Here is a 21,283-nt window from a genome sequence, read left to right on the forward strand (position 1 = left end):
GTAAATTAGAATATAAAACATCCGGATTCGACAGCTCACAACTCGTTTACAACTCTTCCAAATCAGAGTTCACCGAAGATAGTATGCAACGAGCCTTTGCAGACAACGATATACATAATCAGATCAAACAAGAACTTGATATAAATAGTGATCGAAAGCATATCCTGGCATTTGTTCCATCTATTGACGAAGCGATTCAATTCGCACAGGAGTATCCGAATTCGGCGGCCATCTATTCAGGCATGCACGATTCGGAACGTGAACGGGTGATCTCCGAATTCAGGAAAGGTAATATCCGTGTCATATTCAATGTGCGTGTTCTTTCAACAGGCTTTGACTACACTAAGATAGATTGTATTATCCTCGGTATCTCAACGGCTTCTATCGCTCTGTATTATCAGATACTAGGGAGAGGAACGCGTATCGACGATGAGAAAGAGAATTGCTTAATATCCGACCTTGCCGGCAATATAGATCGTTTCGGAAAAGTGGAAGATATAACGTTCGAGAAAGAACGGATATGGAAGATGTACGGTACTGATGGAAGATTACTCTCCGGCATTCCTATACACGAGATCGGTACAGTAAAGAAAGGCGATGCAGAGAAGTCAATACAGCAAAATAGCTCAATCGGAAAACCTCTTGAAACAATGCCATTCGGGTTACATAAAGGAATAATATTCAAAGATATCCCTAAAGAGTATAGAGTATGGATGCTCAAATCATTCGATTGGCATGCTGCGAATATGAATCTGAAACAGGCTATTGTTAATAGCTTGTAAGAGAAAGAGGCTTTTGTTGAACGTTATTATATTTTAAATATAAAATGGTACGCATCGACATTAAGCCTCTCTCTGTTAACGAAGCATGGAAAGGCAAACGATTCAAGACAGAAAAATATAAGCAATACGAAAATACCTTACTCTGGCTTTTACCTAAAATAAAGATACCGGAGCCACCTTATGAGATCCATTTCAAATTCGGCTTCAGTAACTCCCTTTCGGATTGGGATAATCCTGTAAAACCGACTCAAGATATCTTAAGCAAGAAATACGGTTTCAACGACAAACTTATACAGAAGGCTATCGTTGAAACCGAAATTGTAAAGAAAGGAAGTGAGTATATTGAGTTTGGGATAAAAAAAATGAATAAGTATATAGATAAATTATCCTGCCGATGATGATACCGACAGGATTATAATTATTGCTACGAAACACTCAGACGGGACGTCTGCGCGAGCGTAAGTGTTCTCGATAGAGACCACTCCGAAAGAAGGGGACTATATCTTATTTTTTAATCGTCTAACAAAAAATCTTAAAAAATTACTTGGTAATTGTAAATCCGAAAAAGAGAGACTACTATCTGATTATTGATTTATTCAATTAGATATTTTTTGTTTGCTAAATTCAAAATATTTAATATTGCATTGCTTTCTTTCTCATAATATAAACCTATACTCCCTGTATGATGAAAATAGAAAAAGAAATTTTCTTTTGCATTATAAAAGATTGGACTATAAATAGCCTGATGAGATACAATACAAGAAAGTATTATTTGTAAAAAATTGGTCCAGTTTAAACAGGCACAAACACCCGAATACCCTTTTTCAATTCCTGAATTTTTAAGCATTGATAGATAGTCTATTACCTCTTTCGACTTATTATCAAGACTGTAATCATGAGTATTATTTTGAAAATCCCATGTATCAAGTGTAAAATCCCACCATGAATCGTTATAGACATATAGATTTGTTTTATAGTTATCAAAAAGATTATAGAACAACTCAATTAATCCATTAACTATATTATCAAATTCTTTTAGATAAACTTCTTTTTTATAAGCTTTGCTCTCTGGATAATTATTAAAATTCGCCCATTTTAATGGGAATTCTTTTGGCTCAACTACTCTTATGATATTCATATTATTTTAATATACTGTTTTTAATTCTCCCCAAGATATGAATGTTCCTGTTACACTTTTATGTTTATCGGAAATAAAATCCCCATATTTGTCAGCATCATGTATCCATTCTAAGCCTTGATTCGTTTCTTTAAACACTTTAAATTCACTACCTCCATGTTTGGTCTTATCCACAACCCACCAGAGTCCATCTGATTTACTTTTATAGAATGTACCCCATTTGCTATGAGATTTTATTGATGCGGCATATTTTTTTGATAAAACCCATAAACCTCTGGTACCAGACTTTACAGTTCCTTTTAATAAACTCGCCGAACCTCCTTTTATATAAGAAGTGGAACCCAAAGATGCAAAATACAGCAAACCATCTCCTGTGCCTAATAGTACATTGCCGATCCAACCTATATAATTTCCTTTATTCCAAGCTCTATCAGCATCATCTGCATATGATACCATTGGTAAAGAATAATAGGCAAATGTATTAGCAGCACTAATAGTACCCTCTATTGTTATAGTATTTAATATACCTCCATCCTTTATTGAATCATTTGGAGTCATTCCCGTTGGATCTGTAAATCGAAGAGGATTATTATATGTATAAACATATGGTGATAAAAAATAATCATCTTCTGCTCGAGGGTCAACGGTCGCAAACCTCCCTATACCAGGCTCATAAAACCTCGCACTATAATCATACATATTCAGCCCATGCATCTGATCCAGCTCCTTACCGTTATACTTGTAAGGTTGTAAACCCTGTTCAGCTTTCGTATCCTCGGCAAAGGCCATACCGAATGGGTAGTAATGATTACGTTGGATTACCGTTCCACTTGCATTTATAACGACACGATTGTTTCCTAAATGATCGGTCAGGTAATAGTAATATACTCCGTTTTCGATATATCCCCCCTCAACCTGTATACGGGTCTTATTGATTATTGAAGAACCTGTCTTGGTGGTTTCATAAATAATATTGCCTACATAATCGGTATTCTTATAATCAGCTAGCCCATCATTGGCCGGAGTGGTAGTGCCTATAGGTGAAGCATTCAGGCTGGGATCATATCGCTGCTCTGTTTTCAACTTCACGCCTGAAGCCGAATAGGTGTAATAGTTCTTGGCCTTGGCTATCGGACTGTTTATCACCATCTGACGTGGTAAATTTAACGAATTATACTGGATTTCCGATATACCTTTGTTTAAATCTTTATTCATCGCACCATTGGCATTGTAGGTGTACTCGGTAGCCACATTGCTGTAGTTTTTGAAATCGGCAGACTCGGTCAGGGTGATATTGGCAACGGCATCATTAGCTGCCAGCAACTGATTGCCTGTATGAGTCATGGTCAAGTTATCGATCAGCCCGTAAGTCGAAGCTGCCGTTTTTCCGTATCGTTGCAGTGTCTTCATATTGCCATGTTTGTCGTATGTGTAGGCTGCCTTGAAGTTCGTATTGGCTGTACCATTAATTAAATAGTTAGCTGCCGTCAGCCGCGATAGGTTGTCATAAGTAAAAGTATAACCTCTTAGCATGGTTTCTCCTTGCACTAACCAGTTCATAGCTGAAATATTACCGCTATATTGTTTGGTACTACTGCCATACGATTCGTTGTAATACAATGTTTGACTAAATAATGGACTAGTTATGGATTTAGTCCACGAACGCACATTATAAGCATAGGTTGCCAATGTACCAGCCACTCCTCCTTTCTTATTGGTCTTTAACCTTCCCAATTCGTCATAGGTATTCTCCGCGAGTGTTACCTGAGGTTTTACCGTTGTGCCGTCTGTCAGCTGGTGGATAGTGGTCAATAACCTGCCTGCATGGTCATAAGTATAAGTATAGACTTCTGTCTGGGTATTCTTGCCTGTGGCGGAGTGTATATGCTTCCTTTGCGTCGGTTGTCCTGTGAAGTTATAGGCAATGTATTCCTTTTCGATTCCTCCAGTCAGATGGCTGTTCGATTTGGTTTGAATCAGTTGTTTTTTAGTATTATAGTACATCACCGAATACAGGTAAGAAGATGCTGTCCCATTATAATTTATCTGCGCTGTTAATGTACCTGTCAGCAAACCCCTGTTTTTATACTTATTGGCATCGGTATAATCCGTCCCAGACCATATGCCATAACCTGCTTCAGCTATATATTTGAAATTGTTATCTGTATTTTCAGGTATAGTATTCAAACCCATGAACTCATAATTGTCGTAGTAGTTGGCAGATAAAATAGTCGGATTAGTTATGGTCACGCCTATAATAGTATAACCTTTATATGCATTGTTGGCTTTCGCCCACGTAGCATTTACAACGATAGTTCCCAAAGGATTGGTTGTATAATCAAATATATTCTTCGCAGTACCCGTTAGTACTGTTCTGCCGAGCGCATCAGGGATGCTAAAAAGCCACTCTCCTTTGGTACGTTGCTCGCCGTCCTGAGTGAATATCAGGCGGTCAGCCTTGTCGTAGACATAATATACCCATTCGCAGCCCGGTATTTTCTTTGCTATGCAGCGGTTGCGGGTGTCGTATTTATATAGGTAGGCATACTGCTTCAGAGTCGCATCTGTTTCCAACCATGCTGACGAACTCAGCAGTCTGTCCGATGCTTCGGGTGGAAGAACTGCCCGGAGATTGCCGTAGCTATCATAAATATAATTGGTATCATACACGCCTCCCGCATTTATTTGACGTGTCAATATTACTTGTCCTAACTTATCCTTGAACTCATAAGATATATTTCCATTTTCGTCGCTGAACCGAGTAACATGCAGCTCGTTCGCATTATAGTTGGCAGTCCGTGACAAACTGATGGTTTTTACATCATCAACAGTTTTATATAAGCCACATGCCAGGGAATCAGCAGCAACAAAAATTGTAGTTCCGGTACGGCTTTTATTAGTCAGGTATCCGGTTCTTACAGCTTTTTTATCACTTCTCCATTCTTTACCCGGACCATATTGTTCCAGTACACGGTTAAGCGGTGAGGCTTCATAGACAGGCCTGCTGTAGGCCGAATCATTAGCGTAAGTAGCCATTGCTTTTGCTTTATAAGAGACTAAAGGCATATAAGCTCCATTATTACTAGTCGCAACTGCCGGTAGCCAATTATTTGCTTCACGTCCGAAGGCATCATATTCCTGATAGGTGACCAGATCGGCGGCATTGGGAGTGATACCCCGTTCTACGGTTTGCATGGGGCGGCCTAGACCGTCGAAGTATTGGATCTGATCTAAATAATTACTTTGATTTTCTTTGGTATAAGTACGCGTACGAACATAGTTTTGATCTGCTGATTGGGAATAAGTCCCCAGACTTATACATAAACATATATATAATAGTATTTTCTTCATAGCCATTTATTTTTTATTGCATCATATAAACAGATATACTTTTATTACTTCCTATCTCTGCCTTTACATCGTTCACACTTATTATCTCTATAGAAGCAGACACTCCCAGAATATCAGGTTTCATAATATCTAAACCAATCACTACATCATGATTACCTGCACCCAATGTAATTGTTTTTTCAGATGTTTTTACTTCATTTCGATTGCCTAATAAAGAAAAGCTTTCATTTCCAATTCTAAAGTTTGCGCCACAACCATCTATAGGTATAGCAATCCTAGCTCTAGGCAGGGCGCCAAATAGTTCCGCTTTAAAAGTGATCGTCTGGGATTTTGACAAAGATATTTTTGCTTTCGCGATTCCAGTCACATTATTTATTTGTATATCAGAGAATTGAATTATATCGTTTTCAGTTACAGGTGGCTCCTCAGGCGATATCGGAGGTTCTATAGGAGGTATTGATATCCCCCCGTTATAATGATAATCGTATTCATGAACGGTCTTCCCGTCTACATCGTTGCCACGTTTCAAGCGGTCAAAAGCGTCGTATTCGTAAGTAATGGTGGTGCCAGATGGGTCGGTAACTGTCAGTATGCCGACAAGGGGCTTATAAGTATAGGTGGTGATATGGGCATTCTTAAGAGTTGCCGTATTCTTCCGCAAATCGTTTATGACTTTCATGTCAGCTTCGGATGGTATTATTGCAGTGGAAACTCGATCTATCAAAACTTTACCCAATGCTGTTTCTACATCCTTATAGGTGGTATTTTTGATCTCAGCAATTGGGTATTGGCCGGAGTAAGACCAAAGATAGACTGTAGGGCTTGCTGAACGCGGTAAAAGTTCAATGAGATTATATTTTGTATCACGTTTCATTTTTACTTCAGTCTCTTCTTCCCCAGTTCCATATTTTATACGAACACTATCCAATGATAGAAAAGAAAAACCTATAGGTACGGATGGAGTGCTACTATATTTATTCGTTTGTTTATAAATAACAGTATTATCTATTTTTTCTTCTTTCGTATCAAATTGCAGTTCCTTGGTTATTGCGGGAGGATAGGTGATATTAGTTATCTTTTTCTTACCATTGTTCAATGCTGTCGTTATCTGGGTAGGACGACAACTGGCCAGGTCATTATAAACATATTCACTTTTTTGCCGGACTGGGCTGGCTCCGTAATAGTTGGTACTTACGGTACTATCCATCTTACACCATTCGGAATAGTAGGTATAATCATAGGGAATATATAAATGTTCTAATAAATATATTCCTTCATGACCCGCCGGACATAGCCCTACTGATGAGATGTGGGTACCCTGTTTTACTTTTAATCCGCGACTCGATCGGTTTACTCCCCTGTGATTACTGTAATAATTAGTCGTCTCATTTATTAGATTATTCTCACTGTCATAAATACTTTCTTTTAATAATTGGCCGCGCAATGATGAATTGGAGATGACAGGTAATTCACTATCCAATTGTTGATCCAAATATGTTTTAAATTCATACTTGGTAATCCCATTATTTTTATTATCCGGTCCCAGTTTTTGCACCTGTACATATTGATAACTCAGATTATTCGAATAGATTCCTGTAGTCGGATTATCATAATATAAATGAGTTTCAGTATATTCATTCGTATAATCAGGATCGAGATAACCTGGATTTTTATAGACGCATCCTACACTTTTTGTATGCTTTGAGAGCAAAACATCTGCCGTATTAGTTATATATCCGCTGGATTTATTTGGATTATCCGGAATTGTATAAGTGAATTTGCTCCTATCCAGGAACTTTCCATCTGCATCATAATTGGTTATTGCCTTAATCCGCAAACCGCCATAAGGATAATTATACTTATCAGTATTAGGATCGTAATTGTTATAAGTAAATCCGAGATAGGCAGTTACATTAGAACAATTAGTCATAACTCTTACAGAATATGTGTGGTTAGCTTGTAGGCTAATTACTTCATTAATAGAAATGGTAGTATATTTACTTAAAGATTTACTCAGCCATACTCTTCCTGAAGTTAGGTCTGTAAACGTGATACTTCCCCAATCATATTTTTCATGTTGGAAATCAGTTGTATTGATTAACTTTATTAACCCTGATACATTTATACTTTGATCCACATAATTTGTAAAAGTTATATAATTATCTTCTTTATGGGGAGGATGATTGTCGGAGCATGTGATATCGCTACTTCCAGCCACCCTAACCGATTCTTCTTTTGTATATTGCCTGTCATATATCGGCTGTGCCGATCCGTAACGATGATTTTCCCATGTAAAAACTGTTCTTCCTTTGGTCGGGTATACTACCGAGATAAGAGTTCCGGCCTTTGTATATGATTCCACAACATTTTTATTGGCTCCTCCAAATGAGATAATTTCTCCTCCTCTAGTGAGAATATTATAGCGTGGTATTGGAGTTATGTTCATACTACCATTGTAATATTCGCAATAATCATATGAATAGCTGCCCTTATCAGGTAAAGGAGTCGTATCATATTCAAATTTAGCAACCTGTTTGCTTTCACCCTTAGAGACTTCATCAACGCCACTTAAAAACAGCCGGTTTTCTCTGTAGAAATAATTGAGCTGAAAGTATTTGACTGGTTCATATAAACCATTTTCCTGTATGCGTTCTATAAGGATTCTATCCAGTTTTTGAATTGGAGCCGAACCGTCATTGTTTGTTATATCAGTTCGCGGTGATAATATAAATGTCGCCCGGCCTCCTTCAAAATAAATATATTGAGGCTTTGTACTTTCTATTTTCATCCCGAGGATTGTTTTTTGTAAAGGAATAGTATGATTAATATTAGATTCTGAATACCAAGGTGCAGATATATCAATATAAGAATGATAATAACCTTGATACATCGAAGCCTTATCGGGTACATAATTACCATCGGTTTGATATTCATAAGTAATGGTGTGATTATGAGGAGATGTTATTTTTTCGACTCCCCATGCCGATGTATAACGAGATATCACATGTTGAGCGGTATAAGTAGATGTCTCATTTTTTTTGAAAGAGTATGTGATGCCTTCTGAATTAGTGATACTCCAACCCGTTGATCCTCCTTTTATTTTTACGGGTTTGTAAGGTATCAATACTTTTTCTGCTTCTCCTACAAATTTGCCACTTTCCATACCTGCATTATAATAATATTCATCCGGCATAAAGGAATAGCCCGCAGTTTTACCTTCTGCTAAATATTTGAGATAACTATTGTCCATATCTGATTTATATTGGTCCATATAATCGCGTATCTGACTAGCCGTAGGCCATTGCGATACATCAGGTTCATCTTCGTCCGGAAACCCATGCACTACACGGGTAACCTGTCCGCCATAAAACAGGTCCCAACCCAAGCCGACCCAGGTAGCTTCCTGCTGCACCTTGATACCTCCACCTTGATATCGTAATGTTATAGGAACGATTAGATCCCCACTCTTGATTTCATATAACGGAATCGAAATGTCAGGTAATCCATTGGAATAATCCATCTGATATTCACCGTATCTTCCTAATGACGATGTTGTCGGCTCTACAGGTTGAATGGAATATGAACGAAGTATTTCTTCCGGAGTGGGTGTTTGCGCATTTAGTTGATAATATGCAATGCAGATTATAAAAATTATCAATTTATATTTTTTCATAACACTTTCTTTTTACTTCTTAATAATCACTTCATTAACACTCAATCCATTTGCTGTAATCCTCAACACATAATTCTTCGGAAACAAACCCGAGCAATCAATCGTTTCATAATAATTCCCTACTGTCTTCTTTTGTGTCTTTATCTTCTTTACAGGCATACCATCGATCGAGTATAGCTCGAAAGACACATTAGCGTCCGTCTTCAACTCATATTCCAGATTCATAACCGATATTACAGGATTGGGATATATCTTACAGGTCATTATATCTTCCATAGAAATTGTTTTTACCTGTTCTTGCAGTTCCTCCTGTTTCTTATCCATATCCCATACCTCTTCCTGCAAAGCAAGATTTTCAGGATCAGTATCCAGATAAAGATGATCTTGTGGCGGATAGAAAAATGCAGTAGAAAAGATTTCCGTACTGTCATTTATGTTAATATTCCTCACTGTCTCAAATACCGGATAACGATAGCCTTTACTGTACCAGCGGCAGGTCTCGAGCTGTTTGCCCTGATCGCCCGTCTCTATGCCAGATGAACCTTCTACAGGGGTATTCAGGATGGTTTGTATTGTCTTTACCCGAAGTACAGGACTTAACGTATCTCCCGAAGGCAGTATCATCTTACCATAAGCATCAGCTGCGGTAACCATTGTGCCATGGGTCTGTATAGCCACTGTACCAGAATACAAACCTTTAGAGGTATAATCCGAGCTAATCGACTGACTGTAATTCAGCGGATATTGCATCAGTATCATAGGGTTGGTATATTTCAGTTCGACAACGGGGTTTTCATGCCCGGTCTGTAACAGGGAATCATGTATCATCCGGTAATAATACATTGTATTATGTTCTGTACCCACAATCAGCTCATTGTCCGAAATATCCTTTTTAGGATAGCGGGTATCTCCCAGTATATAGACACTATCCCCTTCCAGAGGTGGTAACGAATATGTCAGGGTATAGGCGTCATTCAGAGTCTTGAGATTACTGAAATCCCACAGCTGATCTTTGCCAGCATTGCCGGGATCTCTATATTCTACCTGTTGTTTTATTAACACATCACCGGGACGAAGATGGTTGTGAGAACTGTTCAATTGACTAAAACCGGGTAATGCTACCCACAGGGATAGCAGGACGAGAATTTGGGCAAGATTCATAGTTAAGATATTAATTATTAGTCTTTAAATTACGATTTCAGGTACTTTATATAAAGAGAAATGTTTCTCTTTTTATCATATAGATAAATGTCTCCTTCATATTTCACAAACAAAATATAAAAATAACATAATTTAATTAATATTTAATATTTGATAGCAGGTTTTAAAACATAAAAATTGTGTAAAGAAATGATCCGATCCGGTTATGCATGCAATTACAAATACTCAAAAGGTAAATATTACATCAAGCTTCAGGAGAAAGCCAAAGCTGATAAAAGAGGTCTTTGGAAAGATAATAATGCTGTCGATCCGTGGCAGTGGAGAAAGGAGAAAAGAAAATGAACCTCCTTTCTTAGAATATAGGCGGTTCAACTATTGGAAGCTATTCTTCACTATTTTATTTTCATCACTTTCTCACGCGTCACATTACCTTCTTCGTCAGTTTTTTCCAGAATATAGATACCTGCATTAAGGGTCGTATTCTGGATATCGAAATTGATCGCTTTATTTTCTTTGTAAACAAGCGAACCTGTAGGGAAGGAGTAGATGCGAATGTTAGCGGAGGCAACATCATCTGAAGTGTAAGTCTTCAATGAAGATAAAGAAAAATCAGATATTTCTTCTGGAGTTGGTTTTCCACCTTTAATGCGTCCATGGACAAACGCCTCTGGAGTTGTTCCACAAATGTTTTTTGTTTTCAAAAATAAATTAAATTCTCCCCATCTACCTAATCCTATAGACTGTGTTCTTATTGACATTGGTAATATATTTGTCTCAGAAGGTATTGTGATTACGTTGCCTTTAGAAACATCTAACATAGAAGCATTCCCCTCTATTCTCCATTCAAATTCACTCGCCCCTGTAATTTCTCCATCGAAAAAATAAGCTAATTGGGATTGATATTCTTCTAGCCTCTCATTACCTCTTATAATTGGTGTTAATGGCTTTCCTACCCACACTTGAGAGTTTTCCAGTTGATAACTTACGCCATCATATATAACAGTTGCTTTCGCTGTTCCATATCCATTCCCTGAAGCACGGAAAGTCGCATTAGGAGTCCCCTGACCTGAGACAAGAGTCATATTGGTGGAGGATTGCCATGTGATGACAGAAGCCAAAGGTTCTATCTTATATACCATAGTTTGGCTTGTACATAGTATCAAATTTTCAGCTTTAATGCTATGTTTAGGATGTATTATAACGTCTTTTCGTCCTGAATAATGATATTCTATGTTATTCATAGTGACGTGGTAATAAGCCTTTATTGTTTTTTTGCTATATATATTTTGTTTGGCTTTCAGTTTTATATAAGTGCGGTAAACAGGAGCATAAGTGTATTCTGTATTTATTATTTCAAATAAATCAGTATTAATATCATATTTTGGCCATGATTCATATCCCTCACTACCCTGATAGGCTACAAATTGAACAATTTCCCCGTACGGAATATAATCTGGCCCGTCGATTTTAATACTACCATATTGTTGCTGTGGTGGATCAGTGATTGCTTTTGTTATTTTTATTTTTAAGGTTTTAGTATTTGCAGGTATATCACCTTGTTTATATGTTGTTATTTTCGCATCATTAGTTGCCACTCCACCCCATTGAACATGAAATTCATACATAGTTGCACCTTTTTTCACAGTTTCTATACGCGATGTATCTTGGCTATTTGTAAAAGTACCATATTTACTAGTTCTGATAATAAATTTTGTATCCTCTTTCAACGCAGAGGTAAAATTCAATCTATATAGCCATGTTGAACCTGTAGTTACATCATAATTTCCTTGAATATCCCTAATTTGTGCATAAGCACAAACCGAGATACCCATTATATATATTATAATCAACAATATTTTCTTCATAATCAATAAAATATTAATTAAACAATAATCACTTTGGGGAAGCCTATTGCATACAATATTTTATCACAAATAGAAAGATGAGTAATTTTATTTCATAGGCATTTAATTTAAGGTTAATAACTCTTTCAAAGATAATACAACATCTATAAATTTAACATAAAGAAATAGGTTTAATTTGAGAGAGAATGTTATAATGATCAGTTACTTTAATATAATGCCTACTACTAGTGAGAAAAAGATGTATGAGTATTTTTGAAAATTTTGCATTTTATCTGAATCCAATTATCAATAGAGTGAACTAAAGGGAATAAAGGTTGTTATTATAATGTGAAGTGACTGGAATAATATATTACTTTATTTATTACTTATTTTATTGTTATTGTAATTATTATTTGTTACTTTGTCGGCTGAAAGAATAACTACTATTTGAAACTAAAAGTATAGAGTCTCATTACGTTACGCTATGAGCTTAATGAAGAAAAAGTCAGATACGAATCTAAAACTTGCTCAAGATTTAATCAACCTAGGTGAATATAATGCAAGTGTTCATTGTTCATATTATGGCTGTTTTCAATATTTAAAATGTATACTTAAAAACAATCTCAATTTATCATACTCTACACAAAATGAAGATAGACCTGAGTCCCACAACTTTCTATTGGAGAATTTATTCAAAAAAATAAATAATCCTAAAACAATAAAAATATCAGAGAAGATTTCATATTTTTGAAAGAAAAGCGGAAAATAGCAGATTACTGCGAAGAAGAAGTCGGACCTGATGGGAGTTTAGATGCTTTGGAAGAAGCTAAAGCTGTTATTTATAAAGTAAAAAATGCTTTAGGAGGATTAAACTTATGAAATCAAAAGATATATTATTTAAGTGGTTTGGTGAGATGATTGCTAAATATCATAATATCAAATTCTTTTATAAATATAATACAAACTACAAGTCACATTATATCGCAGTATTTCCTAAGGATATTGTAGATAGTGAAGATTATTGTGAAAAAGAGAATTCTATCTATGAAAGTTTGTCTAGGGATTTTGAAAATGAATCATTCCTTTTTGCGACTGAAGATAAAAGGTTCAAAATAACGAATGAATTTATATCCTATGAAAAAAATAATATTCCAGCATATGATATATTTCAAATTAGTTATAATACCGCGCAAAATAAAATATTAAGCAAAACGACCACGATATTAATAGAAAGATCGTCGAGTACAAATAAGGATAAATACACAAAAGAGGTATCTATTTTTAAAGATAATAAGATAAAGAGTATCCCTTGCTAATGGCTTTAAATAAATATAAAATAGAAAATATAGAAACAAAAGATATTGCCATAATTGACAATATGAAGGAGTTGAAAAAAGGGACTAAAATAACTATTTCAACATCACTATCTATAGGTGTTTCAGTAAAAAACAATAGCTCAATCAAACTAATTCCAGAATTAGAATACAGAGTTGGTGAAAAAAAATATCTAAACTCAGCTATCAGTGTGTATTTTAAAATTGACAATGGATATTGGACAAAACACTGTGTAGATAATCAAATTGTTTTAAAAAAGAGTTTGTTGATAAATTTGTTTAATGATTCTATAAATATCTTGAGGGGTTATCTTCTCGCTACAATAGAAACGCATGATAAAAAACCTTTTATATTACATGCAATAAACTCAAATATAATAGATGCTGATGTTACTTTACAATTTGAAGATAAAGATCACCCATCTTCATGATTAAGTTTTCTGAAACAGTCTTAATTTATATACTTAAAACATCCACTTCCCACCTATCAAATGCCCGTTATTTTGATTACCCAAACTCTTTTGATACTGATATTCCAATCCTAGATTGTGATAAAACACCCCACCGCCGATACCTACATAAATAATTCAAAGTAGAATATGATCCTGATATAAATGGCTGCCATACTTTTGTCTTATATATTGTTTGCCGTTCTATTATTGGAGTATAATTATAATCTAAAGCCGCAAGTCTGTTATATTGAATAACCGGGAATAACTCTAACTTACCTTGTGTTTTATTGTCGAAGGCTGTTAGTTTATATGTCCTTTTTAGTTCCCGGTCTGCAATTATAGCGGCAGTATCTGCCGGAAGATTCACATACTTTATACTGCCTGTATCCCGGTATTGGATATCCGGCTTTTCTTCCTTTATCGGTTCAAACTGTGTCAGACTTACTGATCCGGTTGTTGTGGCCCCTTTTATATATTCTAACTTCGGTTCTGAGTCAATGTACAAACGACCGAAAAAGAAGCCAATAACTAAACAGATAATTCCATAAATAATGACTATAGTTGCTTTTTTCATTGGATATCGTTCAACCTATTCAACCAACCTTTGAGAAATACCGCTTGTGTAGGATCAGCCTTTACTATATCTTCAAAGTGCTGTTTTCTCCGAAGCCAAAGTTTTTTGAATAACTCTGACTGATCGTGATAGTTATTCAGTGCATCTAATGTTTTAGGCCCTACTGCACCATCATCTTTAACTCCGAGTATTCTTTGAGGGTATTTTATTCCCCATGCACCAGATCCCCACATCCAATCAACTACAATATTTGCAACAGATTGATTTTTTATCATGTCGGCTTTCCATTTGTCCCAATAGTGAGGCTTCATCACTCGACTAACTACATCTTCATTTGAAAGTAATTTGAGATCATCTACATCAATATCCCCGTCACCGTCTTTATCATAACCTACTTTTCGCCATGTTGCAATGGTAACCCCTTTGTTTGTTGGCCCTCCTTTATCATTAGGATGTTTAACATATCCTCCCTCCCACTTAAGAATAATTGTAGCCAATAATTCAACTTTTGCCATCACTATCTTCTTTTAAATATTTACCTAATTCTGCGATGACAGCTGCCGCGTCATCTCTATTTTTAATAATACTGCTGGCCAATGTGCCAACCCTTTCAAATTTGGCCTTATCTTCAGCTTTTTCAAGTATGGATTTCACTTCTATTATACCAATGCCTATTGCGCCTAATAGAGTAAAAACTGGCAGAAGTGGGATCGAATAACCATGATAACCATTCAGGTAGCCGACTACAATCATTTGCATAGCATCCACAACAGTTAAAGCAAATAAGGGAATGTAATACCTGGCTAGTTTATCGACGGTTCTTCTAAACCCGAATGAACTTCTAAGTTCTCCTCTTTTTTAGCCTTCCTACATCCGGATATCAGATCGGCCACAACAGCTAATAAAACAAGTATGTATTCTGCAAATAATAAGACACAGACTACAAATAATTGCTGATAGTTAATTTCTAGTGTCATTTTTCCTTTAAAATATAACCTAGAAATTAAAATTTTTCTAAAAAATAAATTAATCTAATCGTGTAAATATCCATGCCTGACCGTCATAAACAAAATCGCATGTTATAGCATCTGAAATATTTATTGAGGATATTATTCCATATTGTCCAGCGTTAATTTTAATCTGGTTACCATTATACTCACTAATAATATTGACACTTTGGCCTTGATATATCAATCTTACTCTAATAAATTGTCCCTCGTATGGTTTTTCCGGAAGATTTAAACTTATGGATGACGCGTTGTAACAACTCACAAAGCAATCTCTATTAGTTAATACCGTATTTACTGACACTCTTCTTGAAGCCAAACACAACCCATTTGCTTTAAGAACATTGAACCAACCGCCATAAGCGGGGGCTGGATTTGCCGAACTGTTATTTGCATCTCCATACACACCGACAATCCCCCAGCCACCGCCCCATGCGGACTCATCCATCTTTCCGAAACCAAGACCAACCATAGCCGCTTTAAGGCTGGCACCCGTAGCCGCTGAAATAGCTTCGACACCTGCTCTATTAGAAAAAAAGCCTTGAGAGCTAAAATGGCTTACTTCATTTTCACTTTCAGCGCTGGACGATATTTCGCCTGTGTTCGAATCTATTTTAATCTTCTGCAAGACATTAACATTCCCTTTGTCTTCCGTCCATTTTGTAACAACTGAATTTAACTCTATATATCCCTGAGTATCATTTCCTATTATTTTCACAGCATGATAGGTGACGGAGTTATATGTTACAGTCTTAACGCTTTCAATCCAGTCATTGTAAAACTTAAATCCTGCTATCAATGCACTGCCAGCTACTTTTAGTGTGTCGCGCACAGTGGCATTTGTCAATGAAAGAGTATTCGGCTCTGTGACATTCCAATCAATGGACTGATTGCCGTTCCCAAATTTAAACTGATTCGCCAAGAATCTCAAGTAACTATTACCATCCAAAGATGCCATGTTATTTATTCTAAGCATACCCGGGGTTAACTCAGCAAACCCGAACATGTTTGTTATTTGTCTGTTTGCGCTTTCTTCCGAGTTGATGAATGCAGCCCAAAGAATATAATTATCGGGATCACTGTCAAAGTCGACTTTCGTTTCGGAGATAAACCACTCGCCATCACCTATTTTAAAACCATCTTCATTTGTGGTATAGGCTTTAGAGACTTTCAAATACAGATAATAAAACTGTGTAGGAAAATCAACTAAAACAGCCGAATTGTAAGACGGTACTACCCAGTGAAGATACTCTGTTTTATCCCTGTCAGGCTGCACGGTGTCGATACCGATTGTCATGTGACGGATATAAGCAGCATCGCATTCTATACGCTTGTTTGTGGAGCTATATGCAATATTGGGTTCTATCTCATTGGTGAAAGTTTCATCCAAAAATACATATTGCAGCAGTTCGTCGCCGAAAGCTCCCATCATGGCACGAACAGCAACAGCGCTCAAGATATCCTCTTGGAAACTGCCTGATGGATCGTAAATATTGTTTACAAGCTCTATCATTCCGCGATAAGAGCGTTTCACATAGTTAACTGTATTTCTATTCTCAGCTTCAGCCTTTACTTCATTCTCTGGGATTTTTCTAAAGTCTTCATTATAAGTCGCAGCAGTAACATTGGCCAATGTAATTTCAGTATAAGTGGGCTTATTAATAAAGTCTTTAATCGCCGTCTGTCTGATAAGGACACTCTCGGCTACTTCATCTTCTGATTCTATCAGGTGATCGTCAGTAAAGCGGACATAACCTCCAAGGACAATCTTCCCCCCGATATTCACCCAGTCCTTATTCGCCCAAATGCCATCAAGCGTTCCTGTAAATGAAAATTTTTTCTGTTCTTCTTCGTAAAGGAGCTTGACTGCTTGCCTGAACATATCCCAGCTTGCTCCAGACTTGCTATTATCATCCCGAATATACTCCTCCGGCATCATCATTCCGAAGACCGCATACTTATCTCCGACTTTCGGAGCCCATGTCTGGTTCGGCATAATCTGCCCTTCGTATTCCTGTGATACAAGCATGATTTTGCGTTGAGAATGTATATAGCCGGTTATCCTGTCCTTATCCTGCAAAACATTGAACTCTTTTGCGGTAAGGTCACCACTTTGGAATATAATACTCATTTCTTCGCCTGCTATGCGATAGAGTGAATAATCGAGATTTTCAGGAATAGTAGTATCATAGATATTATAATTTCCGGATCCGGTTACTTCAACATTTGTTACTGTACCGACCCTGTTTGGATAGATATTTGAGAGATCTGTAGAACTATCCTCATAAGAGACAAGAGGTTTATCTGCTCGCTGTATTGAAAAACCCTCCGCATCGACTTTATAAGTCTTGGCTAACGATGGGTCAAAACCAACCTGATCTTCAAAGAAAGCTCCGTCAAAAGCAATTGTCTGTCCCTTCGGTAATAATAGTTCGCTGTTACCATATTTCGAAGCATTTATATTTCGGGAACCGCCCTGTACTGCCAATATTTCAATAGGTACACGACTATCCACATTCTCACGTGCTATTCCTTTCTTAAAGCCATTTCCCCGACCATATGCCAGCACAAGAGGATTCTCTCTATTATATTCAACCTTACGAATATGGAGTGTTTTATTGACAAATTCAAATTCCGTATTAAATGTATCCGTTATCATCTTGAGGCCATCCCAGCACTTTGTATGATTGTAATTAATTACTGCTCTTTCAGCAACAATACATTCACCCAAAGTAAAACCTCCGTTTCCTATCTGGTTCAGGTTCCATACAATTAATTCTGCATGTTCCCTAGGTGTTGCTGTATAAGGAAACTTTAGTCTCTTATCAGCCCGGTTACGGATTGTCCTTTTCTCTGTGTCTGCCTGAGGGGATTCGAATATGATAGTATAAGTCAGATTACGGATACCATCTTTTTTTATACCAGACTTCTTTCTTATGGTATATCTTATGCCCTGGAAATCCAAATAACAACCCACTTTAAAATCTATCGGCTCTGCACTGGATACATAAATAGTAACATTATGCTGGCTCATTATCTCACGAATACGATAACTTTTGTCATCGACTTCGCTAATTAAAAGTTGATTATCGGGTGTGTATAGTTGCATAATTATATCAAATCCTTATATTTTTCAAAAATGCCATGTATAGCATTTATCTCATCCACAGTCATATCGTTATTAAATGTTGCATACATTTTATGTACAGCGGTTGTACGGTTATTCACAGAGCCATAAGTTAATAACTTAGGATTCCACGGATTTGTAGAACTTGCTGTTAGTGTCTTTGTTAAATCTACCGTATTATGCTTAAACCTTGCAGATGTACCCTTTACATAATAAGAATATACGCCTTTCTTTTCGGTTGCGTCTTCTGTTGTCGATATAGCAGTACCATCAGACCAAACCATTATGGTATTACTAATATAGTTTCCATCTCTTCCATTCGAAACAAACGCACAAACTTTATTAGCATCTGCCCCCCAATCGATACCGGTACCGGTAGGTGCTGCGGATAGCATAAAAACAACTAACAAACCTTTTGCCGAAAGATTGTAGCCTCCTGTGTCTGTAAAGTCTCCCGCTTTTGTAGTCCCTCCGGTTCCGGTAGCAGTTACTAGAGGCGTATTGTTCACAGTAAGCGCTCTAAGGTTAATAATACTGTACTTTACATGTTCCAGATTGTTTTCAGGTGATGCAAGATAGAATAAACCTGTAGACTTACTTAATACTGATGCCGCGTACAATTCGGCCAGCATATTCAACAAATTATCGTTTGTTGCACGGCCTGTTTTTGACAGATAAGAAGTGTACATTATCCGCACTTCTGCCGGGATTGTAGGGTCTGGAACTTCTCCGCCTACTATTGTTACCTGAGCTACTGATTTGTCGCTCCAATCCACTTCGGGTACAACTATTGCTACTCCCATATGATTATTTTTTTAAAGTTTATATTCGAATATTGAACACCAGTTATACAGAGGATATGTTACATCGGCAATCGTATAAGTCATATCCGAATTATCCCGTATTTCTCCGGCGTTTCTGTTGTTTGAGTTGGCAAAGCCATATGTCAGGGTAAGCCCTGCAGGACTTTGAGAACACTTTATTTCTATCGTGTCCGATTCTATGATGGTTACCGACTGGATAATCTCGGCACTCGATGCATTTAGCAGAGAAAGCCCTCTGTTTGTTATTGTGGCGGTTATATAGGGCGGCTTACTGAATGTCAATCCTTTTTTATTAAATTTCAGGTATATACTATTTCCCGATATAATATGAGATACGGGATATAATGGTTTCCAGCCATTGCCATACAGGACATTGAACAAGGCTAACCCGTAATAATCACCCATCAGCTTGGAAGAAAAATTCTTCAAATGCCAGCTGTCCGCATATTGAAGTTGATAGATAGGGGTCGCCATATAAAAGCCGCTGTTTTCTTCCTGTGCAAGCTGTAACAATGCAAGCCCTATGTCCGGGTATGATTTACCCGCCGTATATGAAGATGATACCTGATAGGTAATGAAAGGCAGATCGGAATAATCATCGCCTGCAATGTTGTGAACATCATTTATCAGGTCGCTGCGCAATTGTTTTAGTTTACCTTTATAATAAGCAATACCATTGCCGTAATCATATTCACCCTGAGTCCAGGTCACAGCTATGAGCCTGTATGTCTTGCCTTGTGCCTCTGCTATCCGTTTTCCGTTGGTTACGTCTGCAATGATATTACTATACCATGTTGTCCCCTTTGATAATTCATTGACAGTAGTTGCACCACGTGCGCAACATGAGGACAAAATATATTTATTATCATTTTCGTTCAGTTCGGACGACTTGATAAACATATCAGCTGTTCCGGCTGCTGGGGTTTCTCCGTTTTCGGCGTCCTGTCTCTCTACGTGTGCAACAAACTAATGACGAAATGTAAGACTTTCCGGCGCAAGGTGGCATACTGACAGCCAGTCGATAAATCATATTGTTAGAGAAGGCCAGATAAACACGCATAAATGCTGCAGCGACTTTCTTTAAGAAGTGACGCTTAGCAAAAAACGAAGAGTCCATATACAAGCAATAAACCCAGAAATCGCTCCGGGCCTCTCGCTTTCGCAGTATGATGGCCGCTTCGGCTTTTCTTATGAGTATCTCTCTGTCACTCAGTTTTGCCATCTATAATGTTTTGCAAGTCTTCGTCTGATAGGTTCTCAAGGTTACTCTTGATGCCAAGCTCGCCCGAGAGTTTGTTTTCTTGCCGGTTCTTCCAGTTGTCGGGATCACGGTTTGTTTGAAAGTGTATAATAGCACCAAGACTTGGAGGATAGTATTTTTCAACGACAGAATGTTCTTTGACTTTGACGATCGGTTTGTCGTTCTCGTCTTTTCGGCCCGTATCGGCTGTAACGGTTTTCTTCTCTTGTATAGTATAGCCTTTAATAAGCTTCACTAAGGAACGGTTGCACTCTATTAGTAGGTTCTGAGTTAATTTATCTTGGGCTTTTTTTATATCCTCCGAAAACTCCGATTTGGTTTTTAACCATTCATAGTATGTACTCTCTGAAATCTTAACTTTTTCGCATATTTCGGCAATGGTATAACTGTCCTTACTTATCAAGTCACAGATACGATTTACAATCTTTTGATTATGCTTTGCCATAGAGTAATTGTTTTACCCTAAAATATAAATATCAATTATTTTATTTAAATTTGAAGTAGTTAATATCATGTAACATATTTAAATTAAAAAGTATGGCAGAATTAAAGATTGGTGATATTGTTTGCTTAAAGTCTGGTGGGCCAACAATGACAATAGAAAGTATTGGAGAATATATGTATGAGACGAAAGCTGTTTGTACATGGTTTGATGAAAAGAAAAAAATATCTGATACTTTTAAATTAGAGGCACTCAGATTTATTGAAGATTAAGCAGTCCATATAGAGAGATCGATCGACACCATGCGAAGTTC

At 37.0% G+C, this 21,283-nt stretch carries 21 protein-coding genes; 7 read left to right on the top strand and 14 right to left on the bottom strand.

The window, feature by feature from the left end; translation table 11 throughout:
• Positions 1-782: helicase-related protein (locus IR083_RS04320; protein WP_194223395.1), on the top strand; the 782-nt coding region annotated here is incomplete at its 5' end.
• 44 nt (positions 783-826) lie between these two features.
• On the top strand, positions 827-1,180 hold the full coding sequence (locus IR083_RS04325) for a hypothetical protein (RefSeq protein ID WP_194223396.1): 354 nt from the start codon (positions 827-829) through the stop codon (positions 1,178-1,180).
• 194 nt (positions 1,181-1,374) lie between these two features.
• Here IR083_RS04325 and IR083_RS04330 read toward each other — a convergent pair whose 3' ends face one another.
• From IR083_RS04330 to IR083_RS04345, 4 genes are read right to left on the bottom strand one after another with little or no spacing between them, the layout of a single operon-like run.
• On the bottom strand, positions 1,375-1,920 hold the full coding sequence (locus IR083_RS04330) for a hypothetical protein (RefSeq protein WP_194223397.1): 546 nt from the start codon (positions 1,918-1,920) through the stop codon (positions 1,375-1,377).
• 6 nt (positions 1,921-1,926) lie between these two features.
• A complete protein-coding gene (locus tag IR083_RS04335) occupies positions 1,927-5,271 on the bottom strand; it encodes a DUF6443 domain-containing protein (protein WP_242052362.1) in 3,345 nt (1,114 codons plus the stop codon).
• Between the two features lie 13 nt (positions 5,272-5,284).
• The gene (locus IR083_RS04340) at positions 5,285-8,944 is read right to left on the bottom strand and encodes an RHS repeat domain-containing protein (protein ID WP_194223398.1); all 3,660 of its coding nucleotides are present in this window, start codon (positions 8,942-8,944) and stop codon (positions 5,285-5,287) included.
• Between the two features lie 12 nt (positions 8,945-8,956).
• Entirely contained in the window at positions 8,957-10,105 is a 1,149-nt protein-coding gene (locus IR083_RS04345; protein WP_199343185.1) for a T9SS type A sorting domain-containing protein, read from the bottom strand.
• A gap of 189 nt (positions 10,106-10,294) precedes the next feature.
• Between IR083_RS04345 and IR083_RS04350 the strand changes: the two genes are divergently transcribed.
• Positions 10,295-10,447: a thermonuclease family protein gene (locus tag IR083_RS04350; protein WP_006799346.1), complete on the top strand. Its 153-nt coding sequence runs from the start codon at positions 10,295-10,297 to the stop codon at positions 10,445-10,447.
• A 50-nt stretch (positions 10,448-10,497) separates the two neighbouring features.
• On the opposite strand, the gene IR083_RS04355 is transcribed toward IR083_RS04350, so the two are convergent.
• Positions 10,498-11,970, bottom strand: coding sequence for a T9SS type A sorting domain-containing protein (locus IR083_RS04355; protein WP_006799347.1), 1,473 nt, complete (start codon positions 11,968-11,970; stop codon positions 10,498-10,500).
• A 726-nt stretch (positions 11,971-12,696) separates the two neighbouring features.
• Between IR083_RS04355 and IR083_RS24780 the strand changes: the two genes are divergently transcribed.
• Genes IR083_RS24780 through IR083_RS04365 form a run of 3 tightly spaced genes read left to right on the top strand, consistent with a single transcriptional unit; the run spans position 12,697 to position 13,714 of the window.
• Positions 12,697-12,828, top strand: coding sequence for a hypothetical protein (locus IR083_RS24780; RefSeq protein WP_260397859.1), 132 nt, complete (start codon positions 12,697-12,699; stop codon positions 12,826-12,828).
• Positions 12,825-13,265 (top strand): hypothetical protein, encoded by a 441-nt coding sequence (locus IR083_RS04360; RefSeq protein WP_006799348.1) that lies wholly within the window; start codon positions 12,825-12,827, stop codon positions 13,263-13,265. The genes IR083_RS24780 and IR083_RS04360 overlap by 4 nt, the downstream gene beginning before the upstream one ends.
• Entirely contained in the window at positions 13,265-13,714 is a 450-nt protein-coding gene (locus IR083_RS04365; RefSeq protein WP_006799349.1) for a hypothetical protein, read from the top strand. The genes IR083_RS04360 and IR083_RS04365 overlap by 1 nt, the downstream gene beginning before the upstream one ends.
• A gap of 76 nt (positions 13,715-13,790) precedes the next feature.
• Here the strand turns inward: IR083_RS04365 and IR083_RS04370 are convergent, their stop codons facing one another.
• Genes IR083_RS04370 through IR083_RS04405 form a run of 9 tightly spaced genes read right to left on the bottom strand, consistent with a single transcriptional unit; the run spans position 13,791 to position 20,973 of the window.
• A complete protein-coding gene (locus IR083_RS04370) occupies positions 13,791-14,309 on the bottom strand; it encodes a hypothetical protein (protein ID WP_006799350.1) in 519 nt (172 codons plus the stop codon).
• Positions 14,306-14,824, bottom strand: a complete 519-nt coding sequence (locus tag IR083_RS04375; RefSeq protein ID WP_194223399.1) for a glycoside hydrolase family 108 protein — start codon at positions 14,822-14,824, stop codon at positions 14,306-14,308. The genes IR083_RS04370 and IR083_RS04375 overlap by 4 nt, the downstream gene beginning before the upstream one ends.
• A complete protein-coding gene (locus tag IR083_RS24595) occupies positions 14,811-15,068 on the bottom strand; it encodes a hypothetical protein (protein ID WP_006799353.1) in 258 nt (85 codons plus the stop codon). The genes IR083_RS04375 and IR083_RS24595 overlap by 14 nt, the downstream gene beginning before the upstream one ends.
• A gap of 44 nt (positions 15,069-15,112) precedes the next feature.
• On the bottom strand, positions 15,113-15,286 hold the full coding sequence (locus tag IR083_RS24600) for a hypothetical protein (protein WP_006799354.1): 174 nt from the start codon (positions 15,284-15,286) through the stop codon (positions 15,113-15,115).
• A 49-nt stretch (positions 15,287-15,335) separates the two neighbouring features.
• Positions 15,336-18,425 (bottom strand): hypothetical protein, encoded by a 3,090-nt coding sequence (locus tag IR083_RS04385; protein WP_006799355.1) that lies wholly within the window; start codon positions 18,423-18,425, stop codon positions 15,336-15,338.
• A gap of 2 nt (positions 18,426-18,427) precedes the next feature.
• Positions 18,428-19,246 (bottom strand): hypothetical protein, encoded by an 819-nt coding sequence (locus IR083_RS04390; RefSeq protein ID WP_194223400.1) that lies wholly within the window; start codon positions 19,244-19,246, stop codon positions 18,428-18,430.
• 12 nt (positions 19,247-19,258) lie between these two features.
• A complete protein-coding gene (locus tag IR083_RS04395) occupies positions 19,259-20,167 on the bottom strand; it encodes a sialate O-acetylesterase (RefSeq protein ID WP_194223401.1) in 909 nt (302 codons plus the stop codon).
• Between the two features lies 1 nt (position 20,168).
• The gene (locus IR083_RS04400) at positions 20,169-20,489 is read right to left on the bottom strand and encodes a hypothetical protein (RefSeq protein ID WP_242052363.1); all 321 of its coding nucleotides are present in this window, start codon (positions 20,487-20,489) and stop codon (positions 20,169-20,171) included.
• Entirely contained in the window at positions 20,473-20,973 is a 501-nt protein-coding gene (locus IR083_RS04405) for a phBC6A51 family helix-turn-helix protein (RefSeq protein ID WP_194223402.1), read from the bottom strand. Before IR083_RS04405 ends, IR083_RS04400 begins: the two co-directional genes overlap by 17 nt.
• Before the next feature lie 92 nt (positions 20,974-21,065).
• On the opposite strand from IR083_RS04405, the gene IR083_RS04410 reads away from it, so the two are divergent.
• Positions 21,066-21,242, top strand: a complete 177-nt coding sequence (locus IR083_RS04410) for a YodC family protein (protein WP_006799361.1) — start codon at positions 21,066-21,068, stop codon at positions 21,240-21,242.
• Positions 21,243-21,283: the final 41 nt, after the last annotated feature.

The sequence above is a fragment of the Dysgonomonas sp. GY75 genome, from assembly GCF_015234155.1.
Classification (GTDB): Bacteria; Bacteroidota; Bacteroidia; order Bacteroidales; family Dysgonomonadaceae; genus Dysgonomonas; species Dysgonomonas gadei.